21 protein-coding genes are annotated in these 22426 nt (G+C 53.9%); 18 read left to right on the top strand and 3 right to left on the bottom strand.

Annotated features, from left to right (window positions below; all coding sequences use genetic code 11):
• Nucleotides 1-87: 87 nt before the first annotated feature.
• The 8 genes from Psfp_RS01045 to Psfp_RS01010 all read left to right on the top strand — a co-directional run bounded on the left by Psfp_RS01045 (nucleotide 88) and on the right by Psfp_RS01010 (nucleotide 8422).
• A complete protein-coding gene (locus Psfp_RS01045; protein WP_134216700.1) occupies nucleotides 88-1212 on the top strand; it encodes a copper amine oxidase N-terminal domain-containing protein in 1125 nt (374 codons plus the stop codon).
• A 116-nt stretch (nucleotides 1213-1328) separates the two neighbouring features.
• A complete protein-coding gene (locus tag Psfp_RS01040) occupies nucleotides 1329-2423 on the top strand; it encodes a TolC family protein (RefSeq protein WP_134216699.1) in 1095 nt (364 codons plus the stop codon).
• Between the two features lie 279 nt (nucleotides 2424-2702).
• Nucleotides 2703-3515, top strand: coding sequence for a stalk domain-containing protein (locus tag Psfp_RS01035; RefSeq protein WP_192895221.1), 813 nt, complete (start codon nucleotides 2703-2705; stop codon nucleotides 3513-3515).
• Between the two features lie 224 nt (nucleotides 3516-3739).
• Nucleotides 3740-4198, top strand: a complete 459-nt coding sequence (locus Psfp_RS01030; protein WP_134216697.1) for a MarR family transcriptional regulator — start codon at nucleotides 3740-3742, stop codon at nucleotides 4196-4198.
• 281 nt (nucleotides 4199-4479) lie between these two features.
• On the top strand, nucleotides 4480-5202 hold the full coding sequence (locus Psfp_RS01025; RefSeq protein ID WP_134216696.1) for a WecB/TagA/CpsF family glycosyltransferase: 723 nt from the start codon (nucleotides 4480-4482) through the stop codon (nucleotides 5200-5202).
• 269 nt (nucleotides 5203-5471) lie between these two features.
• Nucleotides 5472-6572 carry a polysaccharide pyruvyl transferase CsaB gene (csaB, locus tag Psfp_RS01020; RefSeq protein ID WP_134216695.1) on the top strand — a complete coding sequence of 367 codons (1101 nt, stop codon included), beginning with the start codon at nucleotides 5472-5474 and terminating at the stop codon, nucleotides 6570-6572.
• A gap of 82 nt (nucleotides 6573-6654) precedes the next feature.
• Nucleotides 6655-7068 carry a hypothetical protein gene (locus Psfp_RS01015; RefSeq protein ID WP_134216694.1) on the top strand — a complete coding sequence of 138 codons (414 nt, stop codon included), beginning with the start codon at nucleotides 6655-6657 and terminating at the stop codon, nucleotides 7066-7068.
• A 25-nt stretch (nucleotides 7069-7093) separates the two neighbouring features.
• A complete protein-coding gene (locus Psfp_RS01010; RefSeq protein WP_134216693.1) occupies nucleotides 7094-8422 on the top strand; it encodes an LCP family protein in 1329 nt (442 codons plus the stop codon).
• A 488-nt stretch (nucleotides 8423-8910) separates the two neighbouring features.
• Here the strand turns inward: Psfp_RS01010 and Psfp_RS01005 are convergent, their stop codons facing one another.
• Entirely contained in the window at nucleotides 8911-10437 is a 1527-nt protein-coding gene (locus Psfp_RS01005; RefSeq protein WP_134216692.1) for an O-antigen ligase family protein, read from the bottom strand.
• Between the two features lie 139 nt (nucleotides 10438-10576).
• On the opposite strand from Psfp_RS01005, the gene Psfp_RS01000 reads away from it, so the two are divergent.
• Both Psfp_RS01000 and Psfp_RS00995 read left to right on the top strand, forming a co-directional pair.
• Nucleotides 10577-11707: a glycosyltransferase family 4 protein gene (locus tag Psfp_RS01000; RefSeq protein WP_134216691.1), complete on the top strand. Its 1131-nt coding sequence runs from the start codon at nucleotides 10577-10579 to the stop codon at nucleotides 11705-11707.
• Nucleotides 11704-12882 carry a glycosyltransferase gene (locus Psfp_RS00995; protein ID WP_243120410.1) on the top strand — a complete coding sequence of 393 codons (1179 nt, stop codon included), beginning with the start codon at nucleotides 11704-11706 and terminating at the stop codon, nucleotides 12880-12882. The genes Psfp_RS01000 and Psfp_RS00995 overlap by 4 nt, the downstream gene beginning before the upstream one ends.
• A 34-nt stretch (nucleotides 12883-12916) precedes the next feature.
• Here the strand turns inward: Psfp_RS00995 and Psfp_RS00990 are convergent, their stop codons facing one another.
• The gene (locus tag Psfp_RS00990; RefSeq protein ID WP_134216690.1) at nucleotides 12917-13399 is read right to left on the bottom strand and encodes a DUF4330 domain-containing protein; all 483 of its coding nucleotides are present in this window, start codon (nucleotides 13397-13399) and stop codon (nucleotides 12917-12919) included.
• A gap of 156 nt (nucleotides 13400-13555) precedes the next feature.
• Here Psfp_RS00990 and fabZ point away from each other — a divergent pair, with 156 nt between their 5' ends.
• From fabZ to Psfp_RS00970, 4 genes are all read left to right on the top strand, one after another.
• Entirely contained in the window at nucleotides 13556-13990 is a 435-nt protein-coding gene (gene fabZ / locus Psfp_RS00985) for a 3-hydroxyacyl-ACP dehydratase FabZ (protein ID WP_134216689.1), read from the top strand.
• A gap of 175 nt (nucleotides 13991-14165) precedes the next feature.
• The gene (locus Psfp_RS00980) at nucleotides 14166-15272 is read left to right on the top strand and encodes an MraY family glycosyltransferase (protein ID WP_134216688.1); all 1107 of its coding nucleotides are present in this window, start codon (nucleotides 14166-14168) and stop codon (nucleotides 15270-15272) included.
• A 71-nt stretch (nucleotides 15273-15343) separates the two neighbouring features.
• Complete coding sequence (gene galU, locus Psfp_RS00975; RefSeq protein WP_134216687.1) at nucleotides 15344-16240, top strand: UTP--glucose-1-phosphate uridylyltransferase GalU; 897 nt, start codon at nucleotides 15344-15346, stop codon at nucleotides 16238-16240.
• The gene (locus tag Psfp_RS00970; RefSeq protein WP_134216686.1) at nucleotides 16237-17157 is read left to right on the top strand and encodes an SDR family oxidoreductase; all 921 of its coding nucleotides are present in this window, start codon (nucleotides 16237-16239) and stop codon (nucleotides 17155-17157) included. Before galU ends, Psfp_RS00970 begins: the two co-directional genes overlap by 4 nt.
• Before the next feature lie 109 nt (nucleotides 17158-17266).
• Here the strand turns inward: Psfp_RS00970 and Psfp_RS21415 are convergent, their stop codons facing one another.
• Nucleotides 17267-17413: a hypothetical protein gene (locus Psfp_RS21415; protein WP_190259446.1), complete on the bottom strand. Its 147-nt coding sequence runs from the start codon at nucleotides 17411-17413 to the stop codon at nucleotides 17267-17269.
• A gap of 282 nt (nucleotides 17414-17695) precedes the next feature.
• Between Psfp_RS21415 and Psfp_RS00965 the strand changes: the two genes are divergently transcribed.
• From Psfp_RS00965 to metK, 4 genes are all read left to right on the top strand, one after another.
• Nucleotides 17696-19114, top strand: a complete 1419-nt coding sequence (locus tag Psfp_RS00965; RefSeq protein ID WP_192895220.1) for a phosphoglucomutase/phosphomannomutase family protein — start codon at nucleotides 17696-17698, stop codon at nucleotides 19112-19114.
• Between the two features lie 57 nt (nucleotides 19115-19171).
• A complete protein-coding gene (gene murJ / locus Psfp_RS00960) occupies nucleotides 19172-20719 on the top strand; it encodes a murein biosynthesis integral membrane protein MurJ (protein ID WP_134216684.1) in 1548 nt (515 codons plus the stop codon).
• 79 nt (nucleotides 20720-20798) lie between these two features.
• Complete coding sequence (locus Psfp_RS00955) at nucleotides 20799-21059, top strand: YlmC/YmxH family sporulation protein (protein WP_134216683.1); 261 nt, start codon at nucleotides 20799-20801, stop codon at nucleotides 21057-21059.
• A 170-nt stretch (nucleotides 21060-21229) separates the two neighbouring features.
• The gene (metK, locus tag Psfp_RS00950) at nucleotides 21230-22420 is read left to right on the top strand and encodes a methionine adenosyltransferase (protein WP_134216682.1); all 1191 of its coding nucleotides are present in this window, start codon (nucleotides 21230-21232) and stop codon (nucleotides 22418-22420) included.
• Nucleotides 22421-22426: the final 6 nt, after the last annotated feature.

Raw genomic sequence — 22426 nt, 5'->3', positions numbered from 1 at the left:
GAAGCATTTAAGGCCGGATAATGATGTTTGTAAGAGCCCGGAACAACTGCGTGCGGGAGATTCCAGGCTAAGAAAGGGGGATTGTCTATGTTCATTAAGAACAGGCGCAGGATTACTTTCCTTATCGCTCTGCTGTGCTGCACGGTATTTCTGGTTGCGGGGGCGGGTACCGCCCTGGCTTCGGATGGTACCTACCAGGTTCTCCAGTCACCCGTGGTTAAAGACAATGCGGTATACGAACTGGGGACCATTATGGCCAGGTTTACAGCCGGGCAGCTGCAGTCCAATGATGTGCTCACTTTCCGTTTGCCCCAGGATTTTATCTGGACCACCGCGCCGCTGAAAGCGGGCCAGACTGCGGCCGGTTCCTCCCGGCAGGGTACAGCTGACTGGAACACCATGACCGCGACATCCGATTACGTGCGGTACGGTACGGCTAATTACATTGAAGTGCCGAAGAGGATTTCAGGCGACGAGAATGGTTTGTTCCAAGGGGAGACGCCGGTTCTCAGCTTTTCACTTCTCAGCGGCAACGAGGTCAGGATGGAGATTGCCGGCAATATAACCCCGGGCCAGGAATGCGTATTTTACCTTTATGCAAGGCGGGTGTATGTTCCGGGCGGTTTCACCGGGCAGATACAGGTGACGTTTGACGCGCCCTCCAGTTCAGGATTTGCCGCCGGGAACGTTTCTTCCGGCCGGACCAGCGGGACAACCTCACAACCGTCAGTTACAACGGTTCCTGAAGTCACTCCGGAACCGGCAGTAGAAGTCACCCCAACACCGGTAGTAAATGAGCCGCCCGTTGAGAATGAGGTCCAGGCAGTCTTCACCGTCGGCAAGTCCGCCTTCACCCTCAAAGGCGTGGAGACCTCCATGGATGTTGCGCCTTACCTGAAAGACGGGCGGACCTATCTTCCCATCAGGTATGCCGCCCAAGCCCTGGGTATTGAAGAATCCGGCATCGAGTGGGACGAGGCTGACCAGAGTGTGGCGATAACCAGTGAAGGCCGCAGGGTCAAGATGACTGTCGGCAGCGGAACTATGACGGTGGATGACCGGACCATCACCATGGACGCCCCGCCTGAATTGTTAACGCCGGGACGCGTCATGGTCCCTCTGAGCTGGGTAACCGGGGCGTTTGAGGCCGAAGCCCAATGGGACCCGGCGTCTAATACGATAACGGTAGAAAAGATAGCAAATACCAAATAACAATAACATTTTCTGAATCCCCTTTTTATGCTTGACAGCCCATATCAAGGGAAATATACTTATAATAGTTTATAATTAACCAGCTTAACTAATTTGTCTACAAGCGAGGTGTAACCATGCAGCGTCCGTTAATATTACTGGTAATCCTGGCGTTGCTCGCCGGTCTGTTTCCGGCCTCGGTCTGGGCCGACGAGCCTGAAACCGCCCAGCCGGAACTTACGTTACAGGCGGCGGTGGATAAAGCGCTGAGTATTAACAAGGGTCTTAAACAAGCCGAAAACGATCTGGAACGCTCGAAGGAAGTAAGGGACTATCTTGCTGACAGGATTGATTATGTGCCAGGCTCGTCCTCAGCTTCTTCCGGGGCAATAAGCTCCTATCTTAAAGTGACCTCAGCGGATATATCCCGCAATATGGCCAAGCGGTCTTTAGCCGTTGAGCAAGACAAGGTGGTAATGTCCGTATACAAGGCCTATAACAGTATCCTGGACGCGCAGGAAAAGGTGAGGGTGGACGAATTAACCTTACAGAACAAGCAGTGGCTGAGGTACGTTGCAACAGTGGGTCTAAGGGTGGGTACCATCGATCCCGTCGCCATGGTGCAGGCTGAAACGAACTACACTGCGGCCGAGACTACCCTGGAAGCGGACAAAAAAGCACTGGATGACGCCTACCAGCAGCTGAACCAGCTGGTGGGCTTGTCGGCAGAGGACCGGCCGGTGCTGGTGGATGTTCCGGAGATAGTGCCGATGGACGTAAAAGACCTGGAACACGAGGTTAACAGGAAAGTAAACGCAAGCCCGTCCGTCTGGCTGAGCCAGCAGGAGGTTGACGTGGCCAAACTGACCAAGAGCCTGTATGATTTCACCAGCACCAGCAACGGAGAACCTTACGAAGCCAAAAAAATCGATGTCGAGCAGAAAGAAATCAGCGCCAGCGATACCAAGGACCAGGTGGCCGAATTGGTGCGCACCATCTACTATTCCGCAACCCAATTGGAGGAACAATATGCCGGAGCGAAGGAAGCGGTGCGCCTGGCCGAAGAAAACCAGCGCGTGGCTCAAGTTAAATATGACGCCGGTATGGCCACCAAAAGCGACCTTTTGAGTGCTGACCTGGCTCTTGCCGAGGCCAGGCAGTCTCTACTGAATATCAGCACCAAGCACCAGATTTTAGCTTTGGCCTTCGAGAAGCCGTGGGCATATAGTTAAAATGGTCAAATCTAACCGGAAGGACCAGTTGGACTAAAAACAGAAAATCGAAGATGGCTTTTTCATACCCTGCCAGCAGGGTGCGGAAAAGCCTTTTTTTTTATCATATATGGCCCAAGGAGAGTTATGAATGCAGCAAATTAGATGCGGGTATTTTCCAGAGAGTGCTGTTGCTACGATAAGCATGAAGAGGAAAATATAAAAATATTGATGATATAGGAGGTTTTTTTGAGCAGTTATGGAATATTTCTATTAATATTCATGCTTGGGAGGGTTTTCATGAAAAAGTTTATCATTGGCCTGATCGTAGGAATTATCCTCACTTCGGCGGGTATGGCAGCAGGGGCGGATGACCCGGTAAAGATAGTCCTCAACGGTAAGGAAGTTCAACCGGATACGCCGCCTCAGATTATCGACGGCCGTACCTTTGTGCCGCTGCGGTTTGTGGCTGAGTCGCTGGGGATTAACGTCAGCTGGGATGCTGATAACCGGACGGTAGTGATGACCACACCCGAGAATATGCCTCCTTACAGCCTGGTCTCATATCAGAAACTTAACGATGAGTATGGCTATGTGATCCTGGGGGAGGTTAAAAACGAGTCCAATAAAACTTACAGCGAAGGCAAGGTCAAGGCTGAAGTACTGGACGCCGGTGGAAACGTCATTGAAAAGCTGACGGCCACCTTGCCGCCGGGGATAACCCCCGGAGAAACCGCTTATTTCAAGATGCGGTCCGACTCGGATAAAAGAAATCTGGTCAGTTCAGTGAAATTCAACTTTTCAGCAAAAGGCGAAATAGATATAACTCCTGCCGAAGTGAGTTTTAGTGAAGTAAGGTTCTCCAGAGATCCGGATATTTACAATGATTTCATCTATGTAACAGGGGAAATCGAAAGGGCTGACGATGACCTTAAAAGAGAATACAATCACCCGCTGGTGCAGGCGGCGTTGTTTGACAAAAATGGTAAATTAGTCAACTTTGGTGAAAGAGACGTGGATGATTTTGAACAGCGAAAGTACGGGGAGTTTAAGATAACTTTGGAAAAAGGACCTGACTATGCGTCCTATAAATTAAAGTTTTTTTCTGACTAGCCCAAAGTTAACCATGCCGGAAGCGGGTTCCCCATGGGATGAGCAAACATCAACGCGCTGCGTCCTTTCGGCTCACGCAGCGCGTTTACTATAACGGTGTAAGGTGGGTTCTGCTTTTAAAAACCTGAAGTTGGGTTCGGCGATTTCTTGACAAGCATAAAATAGCGACATATACTTAATCCAATAAAATATTTAGCTGTTTAAGAGTTGCGAGGAGGTCCACGATGGAAGATTCAAACCTGGAAAAATATCACTCTCGCCTTGAGGCAGTCTTTATGGAGATGGTCCGCAGGCTGCACGTTGAACTGGCCGATCAGATGATTTCGGGTATTACTGGCAGCCAGTTTTTCGTTTTAAAAACAATTCAGGATCCAGGTCGCCTGACCGTTTCTGAGGTAGCGGAGAAACTTGGCGTGTCCCTCAGCGCCATTACCGCCCTGGTAAACCGCCTGGTTAAAGCAGGGCTGGTGTCGCGTTCCCGCGATGAACAGGACCGCAGGCTGGTCTGGCTGGAAGCAACAGCCAGGGGCAAGGAGATCCTGGCCAATTGTATAGAAGCCAGGAGAAAAGTTTCGAACAAGTATTTTGGCCAGCTGACCGTGGAGGATATGGAAAAGCTGGTGGAAATCTACGAAAAAGTCTTAACCTCGATGCGCGCGGAAGAAAAAAAGAAAAAACCTTGAGGGTTAAGCAAGATTATTCTAAATGGCTATTTAGGATGGAGCGATGATTAATAAATAATTAGTTTATACTTTTCATAAGCTAAGCCGGGCTGACTTATTGTAGCCTTTTCCCGCCCTGCAGGCGGGTTCTTTATTAGGGGACGAAGTTTAGCGATGGGGTGAATTTTGTACCTTTTCTGCAGCATAACAGCCGGCAATCTGGAGAATTAAGCAAATCTGTGGTAGAATAGTCAAAGCATTGGCGTAATAGAGATGATAAATGAGAAAAAAGGACTTTGGCGATGAAAACGACTCTTCTTGGGGCGCCGATAGATGCGCTCACCATGGAAGAAAGCGTCGAGAAGGTAGCCGGCTTCATAAAGAGCGGCCAACCGCACCGGGTATTGACGCTGAACCCTGAATTTTTATACCGGGCCCAGTTTGAGCCTGAGCTGATGGAACTTGCCAGGCGGGCTGCTCTGGTCACGCCTGATGGAATAGGTATAGTATGGGCTTGCCGGATGGCAGGTCGCCGGGTGGTTGAACGGGTCACCGGTATAGACCTGATGCTCTCTTTAGTCCACCGGGCCGCTAATGAAGGCTGGCGGGTTTACCTGTTGGGCGCGGCGCCCGGTGTGTCCGAAGAGGCTGCAGGCAGGCTGTGTCAAGGCTACCCGGGCTTGCAGGTGGCAGGTACCCACCACGGTTATTTCAGCGATGAAGAGGCTGCCGGCGTGGCCGAAATAGTACGGCAAACCCGGCCCCAGTTGATCTTTGTGGCGCTGGGCGCGCCGAAACAGGAACAGTGGATTGATCGTTATCTGGAGCAAACAGGCGCGTCCGTTGCGGTAGGGGTAGGAGGCAGCTTTGACGTTATTGCCGGAAAGGTACGGCGGGCTCCTCGATGGCTGCAGCGCCTGCGCCTGGAATGGCTGGCCCGCCTGCTCCGGGAGCCTTCCCGCTGGCGCCGCCAGCTGATCCTGCCCAGGTTTGTCTGGATGGTAATAAAAAGGTACAGGCTCTAAAGGACTTCAGTGTCGTCCGGTACTGCTGCCGGATTATGGAAGCTGTTTGGATTGAGGTCGCAGGTCGTAGGGCGTAAGGCGTAAAATAAAGGTTTGTTTACGTTTCTTCAGGATTCTGACGGTCTAATAAAGACCTCAAAGGAATGCAGTATATATTACGCCCTACGCCCTACGGCTTACGACATCTTTTAACACGGTATTATTCTATATAAAATGCCGGCGGACGCCTAATGAACCGGTCCAAGGCACAATCTTGCGGGAGACTATACATGCCCAGGGTGGTTATATCAGGATACTACGGTTTTGACAACATCGGCGACGAGGCCGTATTGCATGCCATGCTGCAGGCTTTGCGGGCTGCTGTTCCCGGCCTGGAGGCGACCGTCCTGTCGAAGGACCCGGTTTGCACAGCCAGGCAGTTCAGCGTGCGCTCGGTTTTGCGCGACAACCTTGGGCAGGTATGGCGGGCGTTGAGGGAGGCAGACCTTTTAATCAGTGGGGGCGGCGGGCTTTTGCAGGATGTGACCGGGCCCAAAAGCATCATCTATTACCTCAGTATTGTGGCCATGGCCAGGCTTCTGGGCAGACCTGTATTCTTTTACGCGCAGGGTATCGGTCCGGTTCATACCGCCTTGGGCAAAAACATGGTCAGGATTGTAGCCAACCGGGTTGACGCAATAACCGTCCGTGACACCGACTCCAGGGAGGAACTGACAGCCCTTGGCGTGACGCGTCCGGCCATCGAAGTCACCGCAGACCCCGTCCTTGGCCTGGACCCTGCTCAGATTGACATTGCCAGGGGGAAGGAAATTCTCTCCTCGCTTGGTCTGGGCAGTGGTCCGGTGGCCGGCATTTCCGTGCGGCCGTGGAAAAATGCGAAGGGTTATCTTGAGGTTTTGGCGCGGGGCGCCGATGATCTGGCGGCTTTAGGATGGCAGGTCCTTCTGGTGCCCATGCACCGCAACGTCGACCTGGACTGTTGCCGCGAGGTGGCGGCCCGCATGTCCGAGCCCGCCTTTCTCCTGGAGAAAAGCGCCGATTATATGGACATCCTGGCATTGACGGCCAACCTGGACCTGGCCATCGGGATGAGGCTGCATTTTCTCATCTTCAGCTCGCTCTTTGGCGTTCCCCTGGTCGGCATCCCTTACGATCCCAAAGTCAACCGTTTTCTTCAATCAGTCGGCCTGCCGCCCGGCCTCAGCGCCGAACAGCTTGATTATAAGGAATTGTCGGCGAGGCTCACGCAAGTACTGGCGGAACGGGCAAAACTTGGTTCTCAGTTACGGGAGCGGGTTGCGCCTTTGCAAAAAGAAGCCCTGAAAAATGCTGAACTGGCAGCTGAACTTTTACGCGGCTGCGGCGTCTAATAAGTAGGGAGCCGTTTTGCCAGTTCGTGCCTGCAGGATTTGGGAGAAACATGTGGAACTCTATGCCTAGGGGGAGTGGACGATGAAATTACACAGAATCATTTTGCCGGCAGTAGTTGTGGTTACAGCTGCGCTGGTACTTGCATTATGGGGATTTACAGCCTTTGCAGGGGACGCTGACCCCGGCGGCAGTGGGGACCCGCTGGTAACGCAGAGTTACGTGGATCAGTACGTGCAGTGGAAAGTAGCCGACCTCAAAGCCGGTCAGGTGTTAAAGGGCAAGGCCGGGACGGAACTGCTGGTCAGGCGCGGGCAGGCTGTGGTTGTTGACAGTTCCGGGAACGGTATCCCCGATGTGACTGCCGGTGTGGATATTGCCGCCAATGATAAAGTAGCTCTCAATCACCTGCTGATTATTCCGCGGGAAGACGGCCGCGGCATCAAAGCAATAGATTTCGCGGTGGTCATGTACCGTGGCGGCGCCAGCATCCAATAGACCTGCTGATGGAATGGGGTGAATCGTGTTGAAAGTTAGAAGGCGAAGGCTCAAGCGCAAGGCGCCTTTCATCATATGCTGCCTGTTGCTGGTGGCCCTGCTGGCGGCAGGGGGCTACGAGCTGTTCAAAAATGATATCCTTCCGCCTGTAATGGATGATCCGAACAGCCCAGATTTTAACAAGGGAAACAGGCTTAATGTCCTTCTTTTGGGCAATGACGCCCGCAGCGGCGAAAATATGGCCCGGTCCGACACCATAATCCTGGCCAGCGTGGATCCCAAAAGCAAGCAGATGTCCCTGTTGTCCATCCCGCGGGACACCAGGGTAAATATCCCCAGGCACGGTTGGGACAAAATCAACAGCGCCTCCGTGTATGGCGGTACCGATATGTCCATGAAGGTGGTTTCGGACCTGCTGGGGATACCGGTCAAGTACTATGTCCAGGTCAATTTCAACGGCTTTAAGGATATCGTGGACGCGCTCGGTGGAGTAACACTCGATGTCGAGCAGGATATGAACCACTATGACCCGGATGATGGCGGCGTTTACTCGATTAACCTCAAAAAGGGCGTCCAGCGCCTGGATGGGGATAAGGCGCTGCAGTATGTTCGCTACCGGGACTATGCCATGGGTGACATTGATCGCACCGCGCACCAGCAGAAGTTCCTGGTGGCCCTGGCCAAAGAGATGCTGCAGCCCAGCACTATTTTTAAGCTGCCGACGCTGGTCCCGGAAATAAATAAGTGTGTTAAAACCAACCTGAGTCTCGGCGATATGATGACCCTGGCCTCAGCCGGCAAAAAATTGGAAAACGGCAGCATTGTGGCCCAGACCCTGCCGGGGCGGCCCGTAAATATTGACGGGGTCAGTTACTGGGGGGTTGAACCGGCTGAAGCCAAGCAGATGTTGGCCAATCTTTTCAATGGGGAGACCGTGACCAACGTTGTCCTGACCACCCCGTTGAGCGGCCTGCCGGCCAGCGCCGGGTCCTCCGGGCGGGCTGAACAGCCTGAGGATGAGGAAGCCTCACCGGCCACTGAGCAGGCATCTTCCACCTCCCCGCCGGACCAAAGCGAAGACAAGGAGACAACCCCGGCCAAGCCGGGGCAGGGGACTAAAAACGGCGCCTCAGGCGCCTCTGCTTCAGACGGTGCGGTTACCATTACGCCCGTTGACGAAGACGGGGAGGATGAGGAAGAAACTTCAGGCGAAACAGAGAGCAGCAGTGACCCCCGCACAGGCTCACGAACGGGCAAGACCGGCCAGAGCGGCGTTTCCCAGGGCGACAGCGCAGAGGGATATAACCCGGGCATCCCGGGAACAACGAAAACCAGCAGTTCAGGGCGAACTTAATCCTCTAGTGATGCAAGCCATATCAACTACCATAAGTATAGTTCTCAGGTCAAAACTGGGCAAAATGGTTATGTATGTAATCCAAGTACAATATCGTATTGACATTGGTGCTTTTTGTATGGTATATATTTAAAGCATTAAGGATGTCTTAGAAGAGTCAGGCGGTTGGGGTGACACTCACCAGGTTGACGGTTACGGCTCTACCTGTAGCCTCTAGGCTTTGTGCCGGAGAACCTGACATTTGCCCAAGAGGCAGTCCTATGGAAGGATGGAGTCGCTAAGTAGCGCCCCATAAGACACGACATGCAGACAGAAATGTCTGCTTTTCTTTTGATGTTAAAATGAAGAGGCCAAGAGATAGATTTTGGTTAGAACAGATCATTTCCATTATTGATGAAGAGATAGGGTTGGCGCCTGAAGAAGCTGCAGCAACAAAAGATGATTAAAAAAGCCGCCATGGTGTGACCACCAGGCGGCTTTATGCACCTCTAATCTACCGGTGGGGTCTCCTGTCCTTCCAGGCAGGGCAGCGCGGCGGTCATGCCTAAAAGCAGCCAGAAGTAGACGGTCATCATCGGGACTTCGAAGATGTTTTCCACGCCGTTGTGCAGGAGGACGCCCAATAGACCGGATATCAAGCCCATGGCAAGCCCCTTCAGGTAGGTATCGGTGAGCCTCCGGTAGGAGTTCAGGGCGCACCGGATACCGCACAGAAGAAGCCAGAGCAGGGCGGCAACGCCCAGTAAGCCTGATTCGGCGGCTGTCTTGAGGTAAAAGTTGTCCACGTAATTACTGCTGGGAATATGGCGGGCCGCGACCGCTCCGCCGAAACGGCCGAACCCCTCGCCAACCAGCGGGTGGTTTTGCAGCTTGTTCAGAGCCATGTTCCAGCGGGCTACACGTCCCGCCCGGGCGCTGCTGAGCAGGTAAGCGGGGGACAGCATGTAGCCGATGCGGGAGGCGATACCCGGAATAACCTTTGGCGCCGTGTAGGCGGCCGCCGCCAGGGCCAGCAGGATGCGCCAGTTGTAAAGCAGACCGTAAATAGCCAGGGCGCCGGCCATGGCCAGCCAGGCCCCGCGGGAATAGGTAAAGAAGAGACTCAGCACCATCGGCGCCAGACAAAGGGCGTAAAAATACTTCAGCAACCTGCCTCTGGCGGACAGGACCTGGCTCACCGTGATGGGGATGACCAGCACCAGGAAGCTGCCCAGGACATTGGGGCTGCCGACGATGGAAAAGACCCTGGTCCTGACGCTTTCCGTGCTGTCCAGCCAGGTGGACGGTATTTCAACCCCGATGATGTACTGGTAGACACCGTGCAGCGCCACCAGCGTGCCAAGCAGTACCAGCCAGTTCACCAGCGCCCGGACCTGCCTCTTGTTAAGCAGGAGGTTGCTGGCCACGAAGAACCAGAACAGGTACTCCACATAAACCCGCACTCCCTCCACGGCTATTTCGAGCTGTGGTGAGCGGACCAGGAAAAGGAAGGCCGCTGCCGCCAGGTAAAGCAGTATTGGTAAATCCAGCGGGGTAAGACGGTAGGTCAGCTTTCCCCGCAAGGCCATCTGCACAGGCCAGGCCAGGAAAGTGGCGACGAGCAGCAGCTCATCCCAGTAGCTTGCCAAAGAGGAGGTAGTTCCCAGTGACTCGCGCAATGCGTAGTCAACCAGGATATATGAAAAGACCAGCCACAGCAGTGTCTCCACACGGATACCGGCGAGGCTGCGCAAGGCCATGCTGTTATTGAACACGGGCGGGAATTTGATTTTAAAAAACAGGCTTTCGGCCAGACCGCGCCTGATTGCTGCGCCGGTTATCTCAAGCGGGCGACCTAAAGTCCCGGCAGCGGCAGTTGTTATCCGTCCCAGCAGTGAAAGGCGTACCGCTTCCTGACGGCTATAGGCCGGCGTGCCGTAAGTCCACCCGTAAACCGCGCTCTGCTGCCATGCCCGCATTGTCCCCGCAGTCAAGCGGCCAACCAAACTTTCCTGCCATACCTGTGCTTTGGCCACAAGGATCCTCCTTAAACAATAATCCTTATTATTATAAAGCAAAGCGCCGGGGAAATCCAGAAGGATTGGGGGCAGGGTTCTTGTGGAAAGGCCTGTTAATTGATAAAATGGGAAAAGCAAAGTAAGGGAGCTATTTTTTGTGGGTTTGATCAAAGTTGTCCATATTATCGGCGGCGGTGAATTCGGCGGCGCCGAAAGACATATTATTAATCTGGCCGGGGCTCTGAATCCGCAAATGGTGGAGGTCACCGTTTGCTGTCTCTTCAGCGATCCCTTTGTAGGGATTGCCGCTCAAGCCGGGATAAATGCCTTTGACGTGACCATGAGAAACAGGACTGATTTGAGTGTGGTGGGCAAGCTGGCTTCTATCATCCGCAAAAATAATTTTGATATCGTCCATACCCATGGTGTTAGAGCCAACCTGCTGGGCAGGCTGGCCGCCCGCCAGGCCAACAGAAAACCGGTGGTGACGACCGTGCACAGCCTTCTGGAAAGGGATTACCCGGGTTTCTTCAGGCGGCAGGTCAACAGCATTACCGAACGGGCCACGCGAGGCTGGACCGACCAATTTATCGCGGTTTCCCAGGGGCTCAAGGCAAAGCTGGTTGCCGGCGGCGTTCCGGCCGACCGGGTTACGGTGATCTATAACGGCATTGTCATTGAGGACTTCAGTCCTTCATCAGAAACAGCCGGCGTGAGGACCATGCTCGGCTATGGTCCTGCCGTGCCGCTGGTGGGTATCGTGGCCCGCCTGCATCCTGTCAAGGGACATCAATATTTTTTGGAGGCGGCCAGGATTGTCCTGGAGCAGCATCCGGAGGTCCGCTTTGTAGTGGTGGGCGAGGGGCCCCAGCGGCCGGCCCTTGAGGAGATGGCCGGTCAACTTGGCATAGCAGGCCAGGTCGCGTTTACCGGATTTGTATCTGAGGTGCGTCCTCTGATGGCGGACCTGGACCTGCTGGTGATCTCGTCGCTCTGGGAGGGCTTCGGCCTGACAGCGGTTGAGGCTATGGCGCTGGGCATACCCGTAGTTTCAACCGAAGCCGGCGGGCTGCCTGAGGTGGTATTGCACGGGGAAACCGGCTTGTTGTCGCCGCCTGCCAATTCGGCGGCCCTGGCCAAAAATATCATCTGGATGCTGGAACATCCGCAGGCAGCCGCGGAAATGGCTAAAAAAGCAAGTCAAGTCGTTGGCGAAAAATTCACAGCCCAGGTCATGGCGCGCCGTACGGAGGAGTTATATCGCCGGGTAGCGGGGTGTGAAAATTGAGAGGAGAAACGATTGTCTGCCTTTCGGCCGCCGACTGGGAAGGCATGTGGGCCAGGGCGCAACAATTCATGTCTATCTTTGCCGGCCAGGGCAACCGGGTGCTCTACGTTGACCCTCCCATCACGTATCTCTCCCCCCTGAAGAATCCTGAACTGCGCAAACAGCCCCATGACCATGTACGCAGTGTTGATGACCGGATCCGGGTTTACAGTCCTCCGGTATTATTGCCGTTCGGCAACATCTACCGGGTAGTAAACCGTTTCAACCAGCGGATACTTGCCGCCGGCCTGAAAAGAGTCTGCCGTGAACTGGGGTGGCAGCCCACCATATACTGGACCTACCTGCCCAACACGGTGGACCTGCCGCTGTCGCGGGACCTCCTGCTGGTATATGATTGCGCGGATGAACACACGGCCTTTCCCGGACTCATTAAGAGGGAAACCGTGGCGGGCATGGAAAGGGAACTGTTTGGCCGCGCCAACGTCACGCTAACCAGCGCCGGCGAGTTGTACCAGAGTAAGAAAGACCAGGCGCCGGACCTGTTATTGGCTCCCAACGGCGCCGATGTCACGCATTTCAACAAAGCCCTGCAGCCCGAACTGGAGATCCCGCCGGAAATAGCCTCCCTGCCCCGTCCGGTCGCCGGTTATGTTGGGGCGGTGAGCCGGTGGCTGGATCAGGAGCTGCTGGCAGCGGCGGCCCGTACGCACCCGGAATGGTCGCTGGTGTTGATCGGGCCTGTCGATACCGACGTGACGATTCTAAAGGCGTTGCCCAACGTCCACCTCCTGGGCCGCAAGAGTTACGCGACCCTTCCTTCCTACCTGAAAGGCCTGGACCTGGCCTTGATCCCGTTTAAAATCAACGAACTGACGCGAGGAGTGAACCCGGTTAAGCTTTATGAATACCTTGCTGCCGGCAAACCCGTGGTTTCCTCAGATTTGCCCGAGGTGCGTCCTTTCCAGCCTGCTATTGCGGTTTACCGTAATCAGCCGGAGTTTTTGAAAAAGATGGAGGAGGAACTGGCCAAAGATTCACCGCAAAAAGCAGCCGGGCGGCTGCGGCTGGCTGAGGAGAATTCCTGGCAGGCCAGAGCCGCGGTCATTGAAGAGGAGATTGCCCGCAAATTGGGCGTAGAGCGTAGGAAGCAGGGGGACGGTTCTTTTTATTCCTAATTAGGAAGCAAAAGAACCGTCCCCCTGCTTCTTTTTATTCAATAGTCACGTCCAGGATCATGCCCTTGAATTCGTAGTCAAGGGACTTGATATAGTAATCCTTGCTCCTGCGGATTTCCTGATCCCCGAGGTTGATGGTGGCGCCGGAGATGTTGGTTTTCCCCTCAACTACGACAATCAAATCCTTTAAATACGGGTCGGTCGCTTCCACCCGCCGCCCGGCGCTGTCCGTGGTAATACTGTAAGCCGGCCGGATTTTGATGTCCTTGATAACCACGTTGGTGAAGCTGGAGCCTGACGCCATCCTGTCACCTACTTTGATGCTGGTCAGCATTTCAGGCCTGATGCCTGGGGCGAGAACAGTCACCCTGACCGTCTTGCTGGCAGTGTCGCCGCCGGTCCCCCCCTTTAATTTGTAGGCGGCCCCGCCCAGGACCAGCAGTACAGCTAACAGAACCAGGAAGTCAACAATATTAATCAACCCAAAAAGTTTTCCTTTTTCGTCAACTAGTTTCATGTCTGTCCCCTTTCCACTTTCTTATTACAATATAAATCAATTCTCCCGGCAGATCAACTTGAAGTTGGTGTGAGGAGACATTGACCGTGCTGGCAAAACAAATGTTTTATTTTGTAACAACCGGGTTTATAATATAGACAAGGAGGGGTTGTATTTTTGTTGGATATTAACCAGATTCAGTCAATATTGCCCCACCGCTACCCTTTTCTTCTTGTTGACAGGATCGTTGCCGTGGAGGAAGGGCGCAAGGTGGTGGGGATTAAGAACGTCAGCGTCAATGAACCGTTCTTTCAAGGACATTACCCCGGTTATCCGGTTATGCCGGGGGTATTGATTATAGAGGCCATGGCCCAGGTGGGAGCGACGCTCCTTTTATTAATGCCTGAATTTGCCGGGAAGATTCCTCTTTTTGCCGGGATTGACAAAGCGCGCTTTCGCCGGCAGGTGGTACCGGGCGACCGGCTGAGAATTGAAGTGGAAATCCGCAAACTGCGCGGGCGGGTCGGTAAAAGTTACGCCGCTGCTTATGTGGATGAGGAAATGGCTGCCGAGGCCGAGCTGATGTTTGCGATACCTTTGGAGAAAACGTAAGATCTTGCGAAATAGGGAAATATAAAGAGCATTTTAGTGCTAATTGTCCTATTTCGTTTATTAATCGATTATTTAACCGTAAAGATTTCCTTTTCATTATTGTCACCAAGGGACGTATTACGATAAAATACGTATGATATCGTGCTTGTACTATGGGTTTTGGAGTGATGCCTGCGTGCAGATACCGGTCACGGCTATCCTGCTGGCATTAGGGGTGGTCCTGTTGATTACCCCCCTGGTCAGGAAGTGGGCTTTTAAATGGGGCGCCCTGGATCGTCCGAATCAGAGAAAAGTGCACCAGCAGGTAATGCCCAGGCTTGGCGGCCTGGCTGTTTTTATCGCCTTTACAACGGCGGTCCTGCTGACGCAGCAGATCTCCGGCCACATCATAGGCTTGCTGCTGGGCGGGGGTCTGATTATACTTCTGGGCTTTGTTGACGACACCCGGGGGATCAGTCCCAGAGTCAAGCTGGCCGGTCAGCTGGTTGCCGCGTGTGCCGTTGCCGTTATACCATTCTTCGGACTCAGGGTGGAAATTTTGACCAACCCCTTTTCCGAGGAATATTTTGCGCTCGGCCTGCTGAGTATCCCGGTAACCGTGCTGTGGATTGTTTCAGTCACCAACGCGGTGAACCTTATCGACGGGTTGGACGGTCTGGCCGGGGGCACCGTTTGCATTGCCAGTCTGACCCTGGCCGCGGTGGTTTGGATTGAGACGAACAGAAACGCTGCAGGCGCTTCCCCGGGACAGTACGAGGCCATAGCCCTGGCGCTGATCCTGGCTGCCGCGGTGCTTGGTTTCCTGCGCTACAATTTTTATCCGGCCAAGATCTTTCTCGGGGACACGGGTTCGATGTACCTCGGGTTCAGTGTAGCCGTCCTGTCTGTGATGGGTCTGGCAAAAAGCGCAACCTTCATTTCAGTTATCATACCTGTGGTTATTCTGGGGATACCCCTGCTGGATACTATCTGCGCTATTATCAGGCGTTTCAACGGGCAAAAGCCAATCTTTCAGCCGGATAAGCAACACCTGCACCACCGCCTGATGAAAATGGGACTCAACCACCGTCAGGCCGTTTTGTGCATCTACGGGGTAAACATCGTGCTGGGCCTGAGCGCCATATTGCTGACTCTGCTTACTCCCAAACAGGCCATTATCTTCCTGGTGGTTTTATCGACCGCCGTGCTGATATTGGCGAACAAGCTGGGCGTCACCGGAGCGAGAAGCCGGGCGGCCTATACAACTCAACCGAATAAACAGCAGCGGTCCTCACACATGTAGGACCGCTGTTTGGTCATCAGGAGTTAAATTGCTCGAAGTATCTCATTTATTAGCGTAAAAGGAGTGGTTTTATGATAAAAAAAGTAAGAAAAGCGATCATCCCGGCTGCGGGCAGGGGCCTGCGTTTTTTGCCCGCCACCAAGGCCCAGCCGAAGGAAATGCTTCCCATAGTAGATAAGCCTGCCATTCAGTACATTATTGAGGAGGCAGTTGGCTCCGGTATAGACCAGCTCCTGATCATAACAGGAAGTAACAAGCGTGCTATTGAGGATCACTTCGATAAAGCCCTCGAGCTGGAGGCGCATCTGAAAGAAAAAGGGAAAAAAGATCTTCTGGAACTGGTTCGGGACATCAGTGATCTGGTAGACCTCCATTACATACGCCAAAAAGAGCAGCTGGGTCTGGGCCACGCCGTTTATTACGCCAGGCAGTTTATCGGTGAAGAACCCTTTGGCGTGCTGTTGGGTGACGATATCGTGCAGAGCGACACACCCTGCCTGCGGCAGTTGACGGACCTTTACGACGAGGTACAGTCCTCGGTGATCGCGGTGATGGAAGTGCCTTTAGAGGACGTGAGCAAGTACGGGATCCTGGATGCGGTTGAGGAAAGCCCCGGGGTCTACCGGATTAAGGATTTGGTGGAGAAGCCTCCTGTGGATAAAGCTCCTTCCCGCCTGGCCGTGATGGGACGCTATGTGATTGAACCTCGCATATTTCCGGTTTTGGCTGAAACCAGGCCCGGAGCCGGAGGAGAAATTCAGCTTACCGACGCCCTGCGGGTCCTGTGCCGTGAGAAGCCCATTTATGGGCTGGCTTTCCAGGGCAGGCGCTATGATGTTGGTGATAAGCTTGGGTTTCTCAAAGCAACGGTGGAGTTTGCTTTGGCCCGGCCGGACCTTGCCGGCGAATTCAGGAAGTACCTGCTGGCCTTGGGCAGCCGGCTCTCCAGTGAGGGGGCTGTCGATTGAAAGTTGTGGTAACCGGGGGCGCCGGGTTTATCGGTTCCCATATTGTAGACACATTGTTGGAATCGGGTATGCAGGTTGCGGTTGTGGACGACCTTTCCACCGGCCGGTTTGAAAATATAAACCCGGCGGTTGATTTTTACCATGTCAAGGTTGAGGACGCGGAATTGGGCGAGGTATTGGCGAGGGTCAAACCGGACGCCGTAATCCACCAGGCCGCGCAAATTGACGTCCAGCGCTCTTTGCAGGAGCCTCTCGCCGACGCCAGAATTAATATTCTGGGCGCCATCAACCTGCTCGAAGCCTGCCGCCGCAATCGTGTCGGCAAAGTTATTTACGCCTCTTCCGCAGCCGTGTACGGCAGGCCGGCCTACCTGCCTGTTGATGAGGACCACGTGATTGAACCCCAATCTCCATATGGGGCTTCAAAGCATACCGTGGAGCATTACCTGAAAATCTACAGTGAGATTTACGGGATTAAAACCACCGTCCTGCGCTATTCCAACGTTTGCGGCCCCCGCCAGGACGCCTCCGGGGAAGGCGGCGTGGTGGCGGTATTTGCGGATCGTTTTTTAAACGGCAAGCGCCCCAAGATTTTTGGAGACGGCGAGCAGACCAGGGATTTTATCTATGTGGGGGACGTGGCTTCAGCCAATCTGGCCGCGCTATTCCAGGGCCACGGAAAAATACTGAACGTCAGTACGGGTACCAGGATCTCCGTCAACAACTTGTTCAAGATTATGAAGGAATTGACCAATAGCCCGCTGGAGCCCGAGTATTGCCCGCCCCGTCCCGGTGATATTACTCATAGTTACCTGGCCAACAACCGGGCCCGGGAGGCTCTGAACTGGGCTCCCCGCGTCAGCCTGGAGGCTGGACTGCGGCGGACGTTGGAATATTACCGGGTGGAAAACAAGTAAAACAGGAGTGTAGTATTAGCGATAGCAACTCTTGCATAATTCAGGCTGCGGGACTTAAATCCGGCAGCTTTTTTGTCTTCCTATGGGTTCATGTGGGCGCCCCGGAATATTATTTCCAGGCTTTCCTGGGTGTGTTGACGCGATATGGGCGGTCCTTATGGACCGGTAGCCGGGGTTGCCGTCTGACTAGTTCCAGGTAGTCTTCAAACATTTTTTTGCGTTCTCCCAGTTTATGTATAACTTCCTGCTTTCGCACAGTTACCCCTCCTGCTTCAAATTTGCCTTAAGGCAAAGAGACGCGCGGCTGTGCATAATCACAACTCCCCCCGGAAAACTTAGCTTTGGGATGAAGGAAAGTTATGAGCATGTTTGATCGGCGCCATTTTATAGATTATACTGGGAGGAGCGGCAGAATATGAATCATCGTCTGGAAAATTTTACCCGGGCAGCATATATTTAAGAAACGAACTGTATAAAAGGCTTTAAGCATAGTGATTAAAACAGGGATTCCAATTACTTAGTTACCGGGAGGATTGTGATGAAGAGGATATCGTTTGGCACTGATGGCTGGCGCGGCATTCTTGCCGAGGATTTCACTTTTGACAACGTGAGGCTGGTGGCGCGGGCCGTAGCCCGCTATATAAACGCCCACAACCTGGCGGCGAAGGGCATTGTGGTGGGTTACGACAACCGCTTTATGTCTGAGCGGTTTGCATCTGAGATAGCGAGAGTATTGGCTGAACAGGGCATAACCGTTTATCTGACCGCGCGTTCAACTCCTACCCCGGTAGTTGCCCTGGCAGTGTGGCTGCAGCAGGCGGGAGGCGCTGTGATGCTTACAGCCAGCCACAACCCGCCGGAATACAACGGTTTTAAATTCATTCCGGAATACGCCGGGCCTGCGCTGCCCCATATTACCGCGGAAATCGAAGACAACATCAGGCAACTGCAGGGCACGGGTACAACCGGTGAAGACGGCCGGACGGTATCCTCCAAAGCCTCCGTCATTACTATCGATCCGCATAGCGATTATGCCGAGCACCTGGCCAGTCTGGTGGATTTGAACGCTATCGGCAAGGCCGGGCTGAAGATCGCGGTAGATCCCATGTGCGGAGCGGGCGTGGGGTACCTGGAAGACCTATTAACCAGGGCCGGGGCGGAAGTAGTGGCCATCCACTGCCACCGTGACCCGCTATTTGGAGGAAGCCTGCCGGAGCCAACCGCCAAGTCTCTCCAGGAACTGCGGCGAATAGTGGTAGAGGGAGGCGCCCGGCTGGGCCTGGCGCTGGACGGCGACGCCGACCGTTTTGGAATTATTGACGCCAACGGAGAATTCATTACCCCCAACCAGTTCCTGCCGCTTTTGTATTACCACCTGCTCACCTTCCGGGGGCTGGAGGGTCCTGTGGCGCGGACCGTAGCCACCACCCACCTGCTGGACCGCATGGCTGATCGGAAGGGGCTCAAAGTGTTTGAAACCCCGGTGGGCTTTAAGTACATCGGGCAGTGCATATTGGAGCAAGGCGTAATAGTGGGCGGTGAGGAGAGCGGCGGTTTATCCATACAGGGTCACGTTCCGGAAAAAGACGGCATCCTGGCGGGGTTGCTGGCAGCGGAAATGGTGGCTGTGCACGGCAAGAGCCTGACCGATCTGCTGGAAGATATCGCCGGAGAATACGGCCACCTCTACAGCGAACGCCTGGATGTGCATACTTCCCCAGCCGATAAGGAGAGAGTATTGGGTGTTCTGCAAAGTTTCATGCCGGAGGAGGTTGCCGGTCGAAAAGTGACCGGGAGTTCCTCCGTCGACGGGGTTAAGCTGCTGCTTGAGGGAGGCGCATGGTTGTTGATCCGGGCCTCAGGGACCGAACCGTTGTTTAGAATTTACGTGGAAGCCGAAAGCCATGAAGAAATCAAAGAAATCCAGGCGGCAACAAGAAGTTTGCTGGGGCTGTAGATTAAATAAAGAAGGATTTGCCGGACCATTGTAGAAAGAAGTATGCGGTGTTGAAATATGACGACAGGTAAATTCATTTTCAAGGCGACGTTAATCATCGCCTTTTTTAGCTTAATGTCCAAGGTGCTGGGCCTGGCGCGCGATATGGTGATAGCCCATCAGTTTGGTACCACCATGTCCTATGACTGCTATCAAATAGCTATAAAAATGCCCAATATGCTGTTAGCTATCGTCAGTGGGGCACTGGCTACGGTGATCGTGCCGGTATTTGTTGAGTATGCCAGCCAGGGGAAGAAAGGCGAGGCCTGGAAGGTATTCAATACAGTCATGGTTATCGTTTCCCTGTTCTACCTGGGGGCTTCTTTGATCGGTATCCTGGGGGCACCGCTCCTGGTTAAGCTTCTAGGGCCCAGTTATCAGAGTGAGTGGCCGTTGATCGTGGAACTGCTTCGCATCATGATGCCGCTGATGGTTTTTACCGGACTGGCTTCCCTCTTTACAGGTCTTCTAAATGCCAATAATACCTTCGGGTTGCCGGCTTTCAGCACTTCGGTCAACAATATTTTAATTATTATATTTGCGCTTACCCTGGGGGTTTTTTACGATATTCAAGGTCTGGCTCTGGGTACGGTATTGGCCGCTGTCGGGATGGCCCTGGTCCAGCTGCCGGCCTTGCTCAAGTCCGGCTTCCGGCTGAGTTTAAATATTGACTTCAAACATCCTGGAGTACGGCAGGTTTATTACCTGGCTTTGCCGTCCGTACTGGGCATAGCCATCAACCAGGCGCCTATCCTGATTAATGTGGTGCTGGGTACCTGGCTGCCGGTAGGAAGTCTCTCAGCGCTTAGTTATGCCGACAGGTTGAACCAGTTTCCCCTGGGGTTATTCGGTATGGCTTTGAGTACAGCTGTTTTCCCTACGCTGTCGGCGCGGGCTGCGGCAGGGGACCGGGACGGGGTTGCCGATATTTTGAGTAAATCACTCAAAGCCGTAGCGCTGATCACTGTTCCCGCCAGTGTTGGTTTGATGGTTCTAAGTAAGCCTATCGTGTCTCTGGCCTTTGAAAGAGGGGCTTTTAATGAAGGGTCAGCAGAAATAACTTCAATAGCCGTCTTTTTCTACGCTATCGGCTTGCTGGGTCAAGCAGGCGTTTTCTTGCTGACACGGGTCTTTTACTCTCTCCAGGATACCCGAACACCGGTAAAGATTGCCGTTGTTGCGGTTCTACTCAACCTGGTTATGAGTTTGATCCTGATCAGCCCCCTGCAACTGGGAGGGCTGGCCCTGGCCAGTTCTCTGTACAGCCTGGCCAACATGACCCTGTTGGTGGTGTTCCTTGGAAAAAAATTACCTGGTCTTTACCATAATGGACTGCTTAAATTCGGTCTGGCCGTGCTGGTCTCCGCCGGATTGATGGCTGCCGCCACCTATGCGGCAAACCGCGCACTGGATGGTTGGCTCTCCGGTACTGCCGGGCTGATTCTCCAGGTTGGGCTGGCCGGCGCGGCCGGTCTGGCGGTTTACCTGGCCGCCGTCCTGCTGCTGGGGGCTCGCGAGGTCCGGTATTTCTGGCGTACAGCCAGGGGGGGTAGGGCGGACGGCTGATAAACCAGCTCAAAATATTTAAGGTGACAGGCGCCAAAATGCTCCTTCCGGCATAGGGTGTGGGGAGGAGGTGTCAGTCATGGCTTTTAGAATTTCAGAACTCGTCCAGCGAGATATTGTCAACCTTAGCGATGGTGCTAAATTAGGAGCTGTAAAAGATGTCCAAATCGACCTGGAAACAGGACAGGTGCTTGCCCTGGTTCTGGGCTCAGGTGAAAGAAAATATTTCGGGCTCATGAACGCAGGCAGGGATGTAGTGGTTCCGTGGGAAAACATCAGAAAATTTGGAGTGCACACCGTGCTGGTTGAGGTCGACACCCAGTCGCGCGTCTATTTTTAACAAAGCGATCCGGTTAAACCGTTTTGTTGACAATGTTTACCCGTTTTTGTTAGAATTACTGTGATTCCTGTTATGTTGTGTTAAGAGGGAGTCTACTGCCCCCCATTCGAAACCTCTGCCCAGGGGGTTTATTTTATGGATGGGCTAGTCTTACATAAGGGGGAGTTAAAGTGAGCAGACGACTTTTTACCTCTGAGTCGGTAACTGAGGGGCACCCCGACAAAATTGCCGACCAGATTTCCGATGGAGTGCTGGATTCCATATTTGAAAAGGACCCGTCAGCCAGAGTAGCCTGTGAGACTCTGGTTACCACCGGACTGATCCTGGTCAGCGGTGAGATTACCTGCAACTGCTATGTGGATATTCCCAAAATAGCCCGCGAGACGGTGCGGGAGATTGGCTACACGCGAGCCAAGTATGGCTTCGATTGCGATACCTGCGCGGTCTTGACTTCCATAGATGAGCAGTCCAGTGATATCGCCCAGGGTGTAGACCGTGCTCTTGAGGTCCGTGACGGCCGGGACCTTGAAGATATTTTGGAAGCCACCGGGGCCGGCGACCAGGGGATGATGTTCGGCTACGCTGTAAATGAGACGCCGGAGTTGATGCCGATGCCGATATCACTGGCGCACCAACTATCCAGGCGGCTGGCCGTAGTCCGCAAGGCGAAATTGCTGCCATACCTGCGCCCCGACGGTAAAACCCAGGTGACCGTTGAGTATGAGGACAACCGTCCGGTACGCGTCGACACCATCGTAGTATCGACCCAGCATGATGCCAAGATGACCCTGGAGGAAATTCAAAAAGACATTATAGAACATGTAATCATGCCGGTAATTCCACCTGAATATGTCGACGGGAATACCCGTTTCCTGGTTAACCCGAGCGGACGCTTCGTCATTGGCGGTCCCCAGGGTGACACCGGCCTGACCGGCCGTAAAATTATTGTGGATACTTACGGCGGCATGGCCCGCCATGGCGGCGGGGCCTTTTCAGGCAAGGATCCCACCAAAGTTGACCGCTCAGCCAGCTATGCCGCCCGCTATGTGGCCAAAAATATAGTAGCCGCGGGACTGGCCGACAGGTGTGAATTCCAGGTCGCTTACGCCATCGGCGTGGCCCGCCCGGTATCTATTTCCGTAGAAACTTTTGGAACTGGCAAAGTAGATGAACAGACCCTGGTCAACCTGGTCCGCGAGCACTTTGATCTGAGACCGGCCGGCATTATCAAGGAACTGGACCTGCGCCGCCCCATCTACCGGCAGGTTGCCGCGTACGGGCATTTCGGGCGCAACGACCTGGATTTACCCTGGGAGCGGACCGACAAAGCGGAAGCTCTCCGGCATGGGGCCGGACTGTAGCATTTT

The sequence above is a fragment of the Pelotomaculum sp. FP genome (genome assembly GCF_004369245.1).
Classification (GTDB): Bacteria; Bacillota; Desulfotomaculia; order Desulfotomaculales; family Pelotomaculaceae; genus Pelotomaculum_C; species Pelotomaculum_C schinkii.
This window is presented reverse-complemented; position numbering and strand designations above follow the sequence as displayed.

Excerpts from the sequence above, each read along its gene's own strand:
- Psfp_RS01040 (WP_134216699.1), top strand. The coding sequence starts at position 1,329 with ATGCAGCGTCCGTTAATATTACTGGTAATCCTGGCGTTGCTCGCCGGT.
- Psfp_RS01025 (WP_134216696.1), top strand. The coding sequence starts at position 4,480 with ATGAAAACGACTCTTCTTGGGGCGCCGATAGATGCGCTCACCATGGAA.
- Psfp_RS01045 (WP_134216700.1), top strand. The coding sequence starts at position 88 with ATGTTCATTAAGAACAGGCGCAGGATTACTTTCCTTATCGCTCTGCTG.
- Psfp_RS01035 (WP_192895221.1), top strand. The coding sequence starts at position 2,703 with ATGAAAAAGTTTATCATTGGCCTGATCGTAGGAATTATCCTCACTTCG.
- Psfp_RS00955 (WP_134216683.1), top strand. The coding sequence starts at position 20,799 with ATGGCTTTTAGAATTTCAGAACTCGTCCAGCGAGATATTGTCAACCTT.
- Psfp_RS01015 (WP_134216694.1), top strand. The coding sequence starts at position 6,655 with ATGAAATTACACAGAATCATTTTGCCGGCAGTAGTTGTGGTTACAGCT.
- murJ (WP_134216684.1), top strand. The coding sequence starts at position 19,172 with ATGACGACAGGTAAATTCATTTTCAAGGCGACGTTAATCATCGCCTTT.
- csaB (WP_134216695.1), top strand. The coding sequence starts at position 5,472 with ATGCCCAGGGTGGTTATATCAGGATACTACGGTTTTGACAACATCGGC.
- Psfp_RS01030 (WP_134216697.1), top strand. The coding sequence starts at position 3,740 with ATGGAAGATTCAAACCTGGAAAAATATCACTCTCGCCTTGAGGCAGTC.
- galU (WP_134216687.1), top strand. The coding sequence starts at position 15,344 with ATGATAAAAAAAGTAAGAAAAGCGATCATCCCGGCTGCGGGCAGGGGC.
- Psfp_RS00990 (WP_134216690.1), bottom strand. The coding sequence starts at position 13,399 with ATGAAACTAGTTGACGAAAAAGGAAAACTTTTTGGGTTGATTAATATT.
- Psfp_RS00965 (WP_192895220.1), top strand. The coding sequence starts at position 17,696 with ATGAAGAGGATATCGTTTGGCACTGATGGCTGGCGCGGCATTCTTGCC.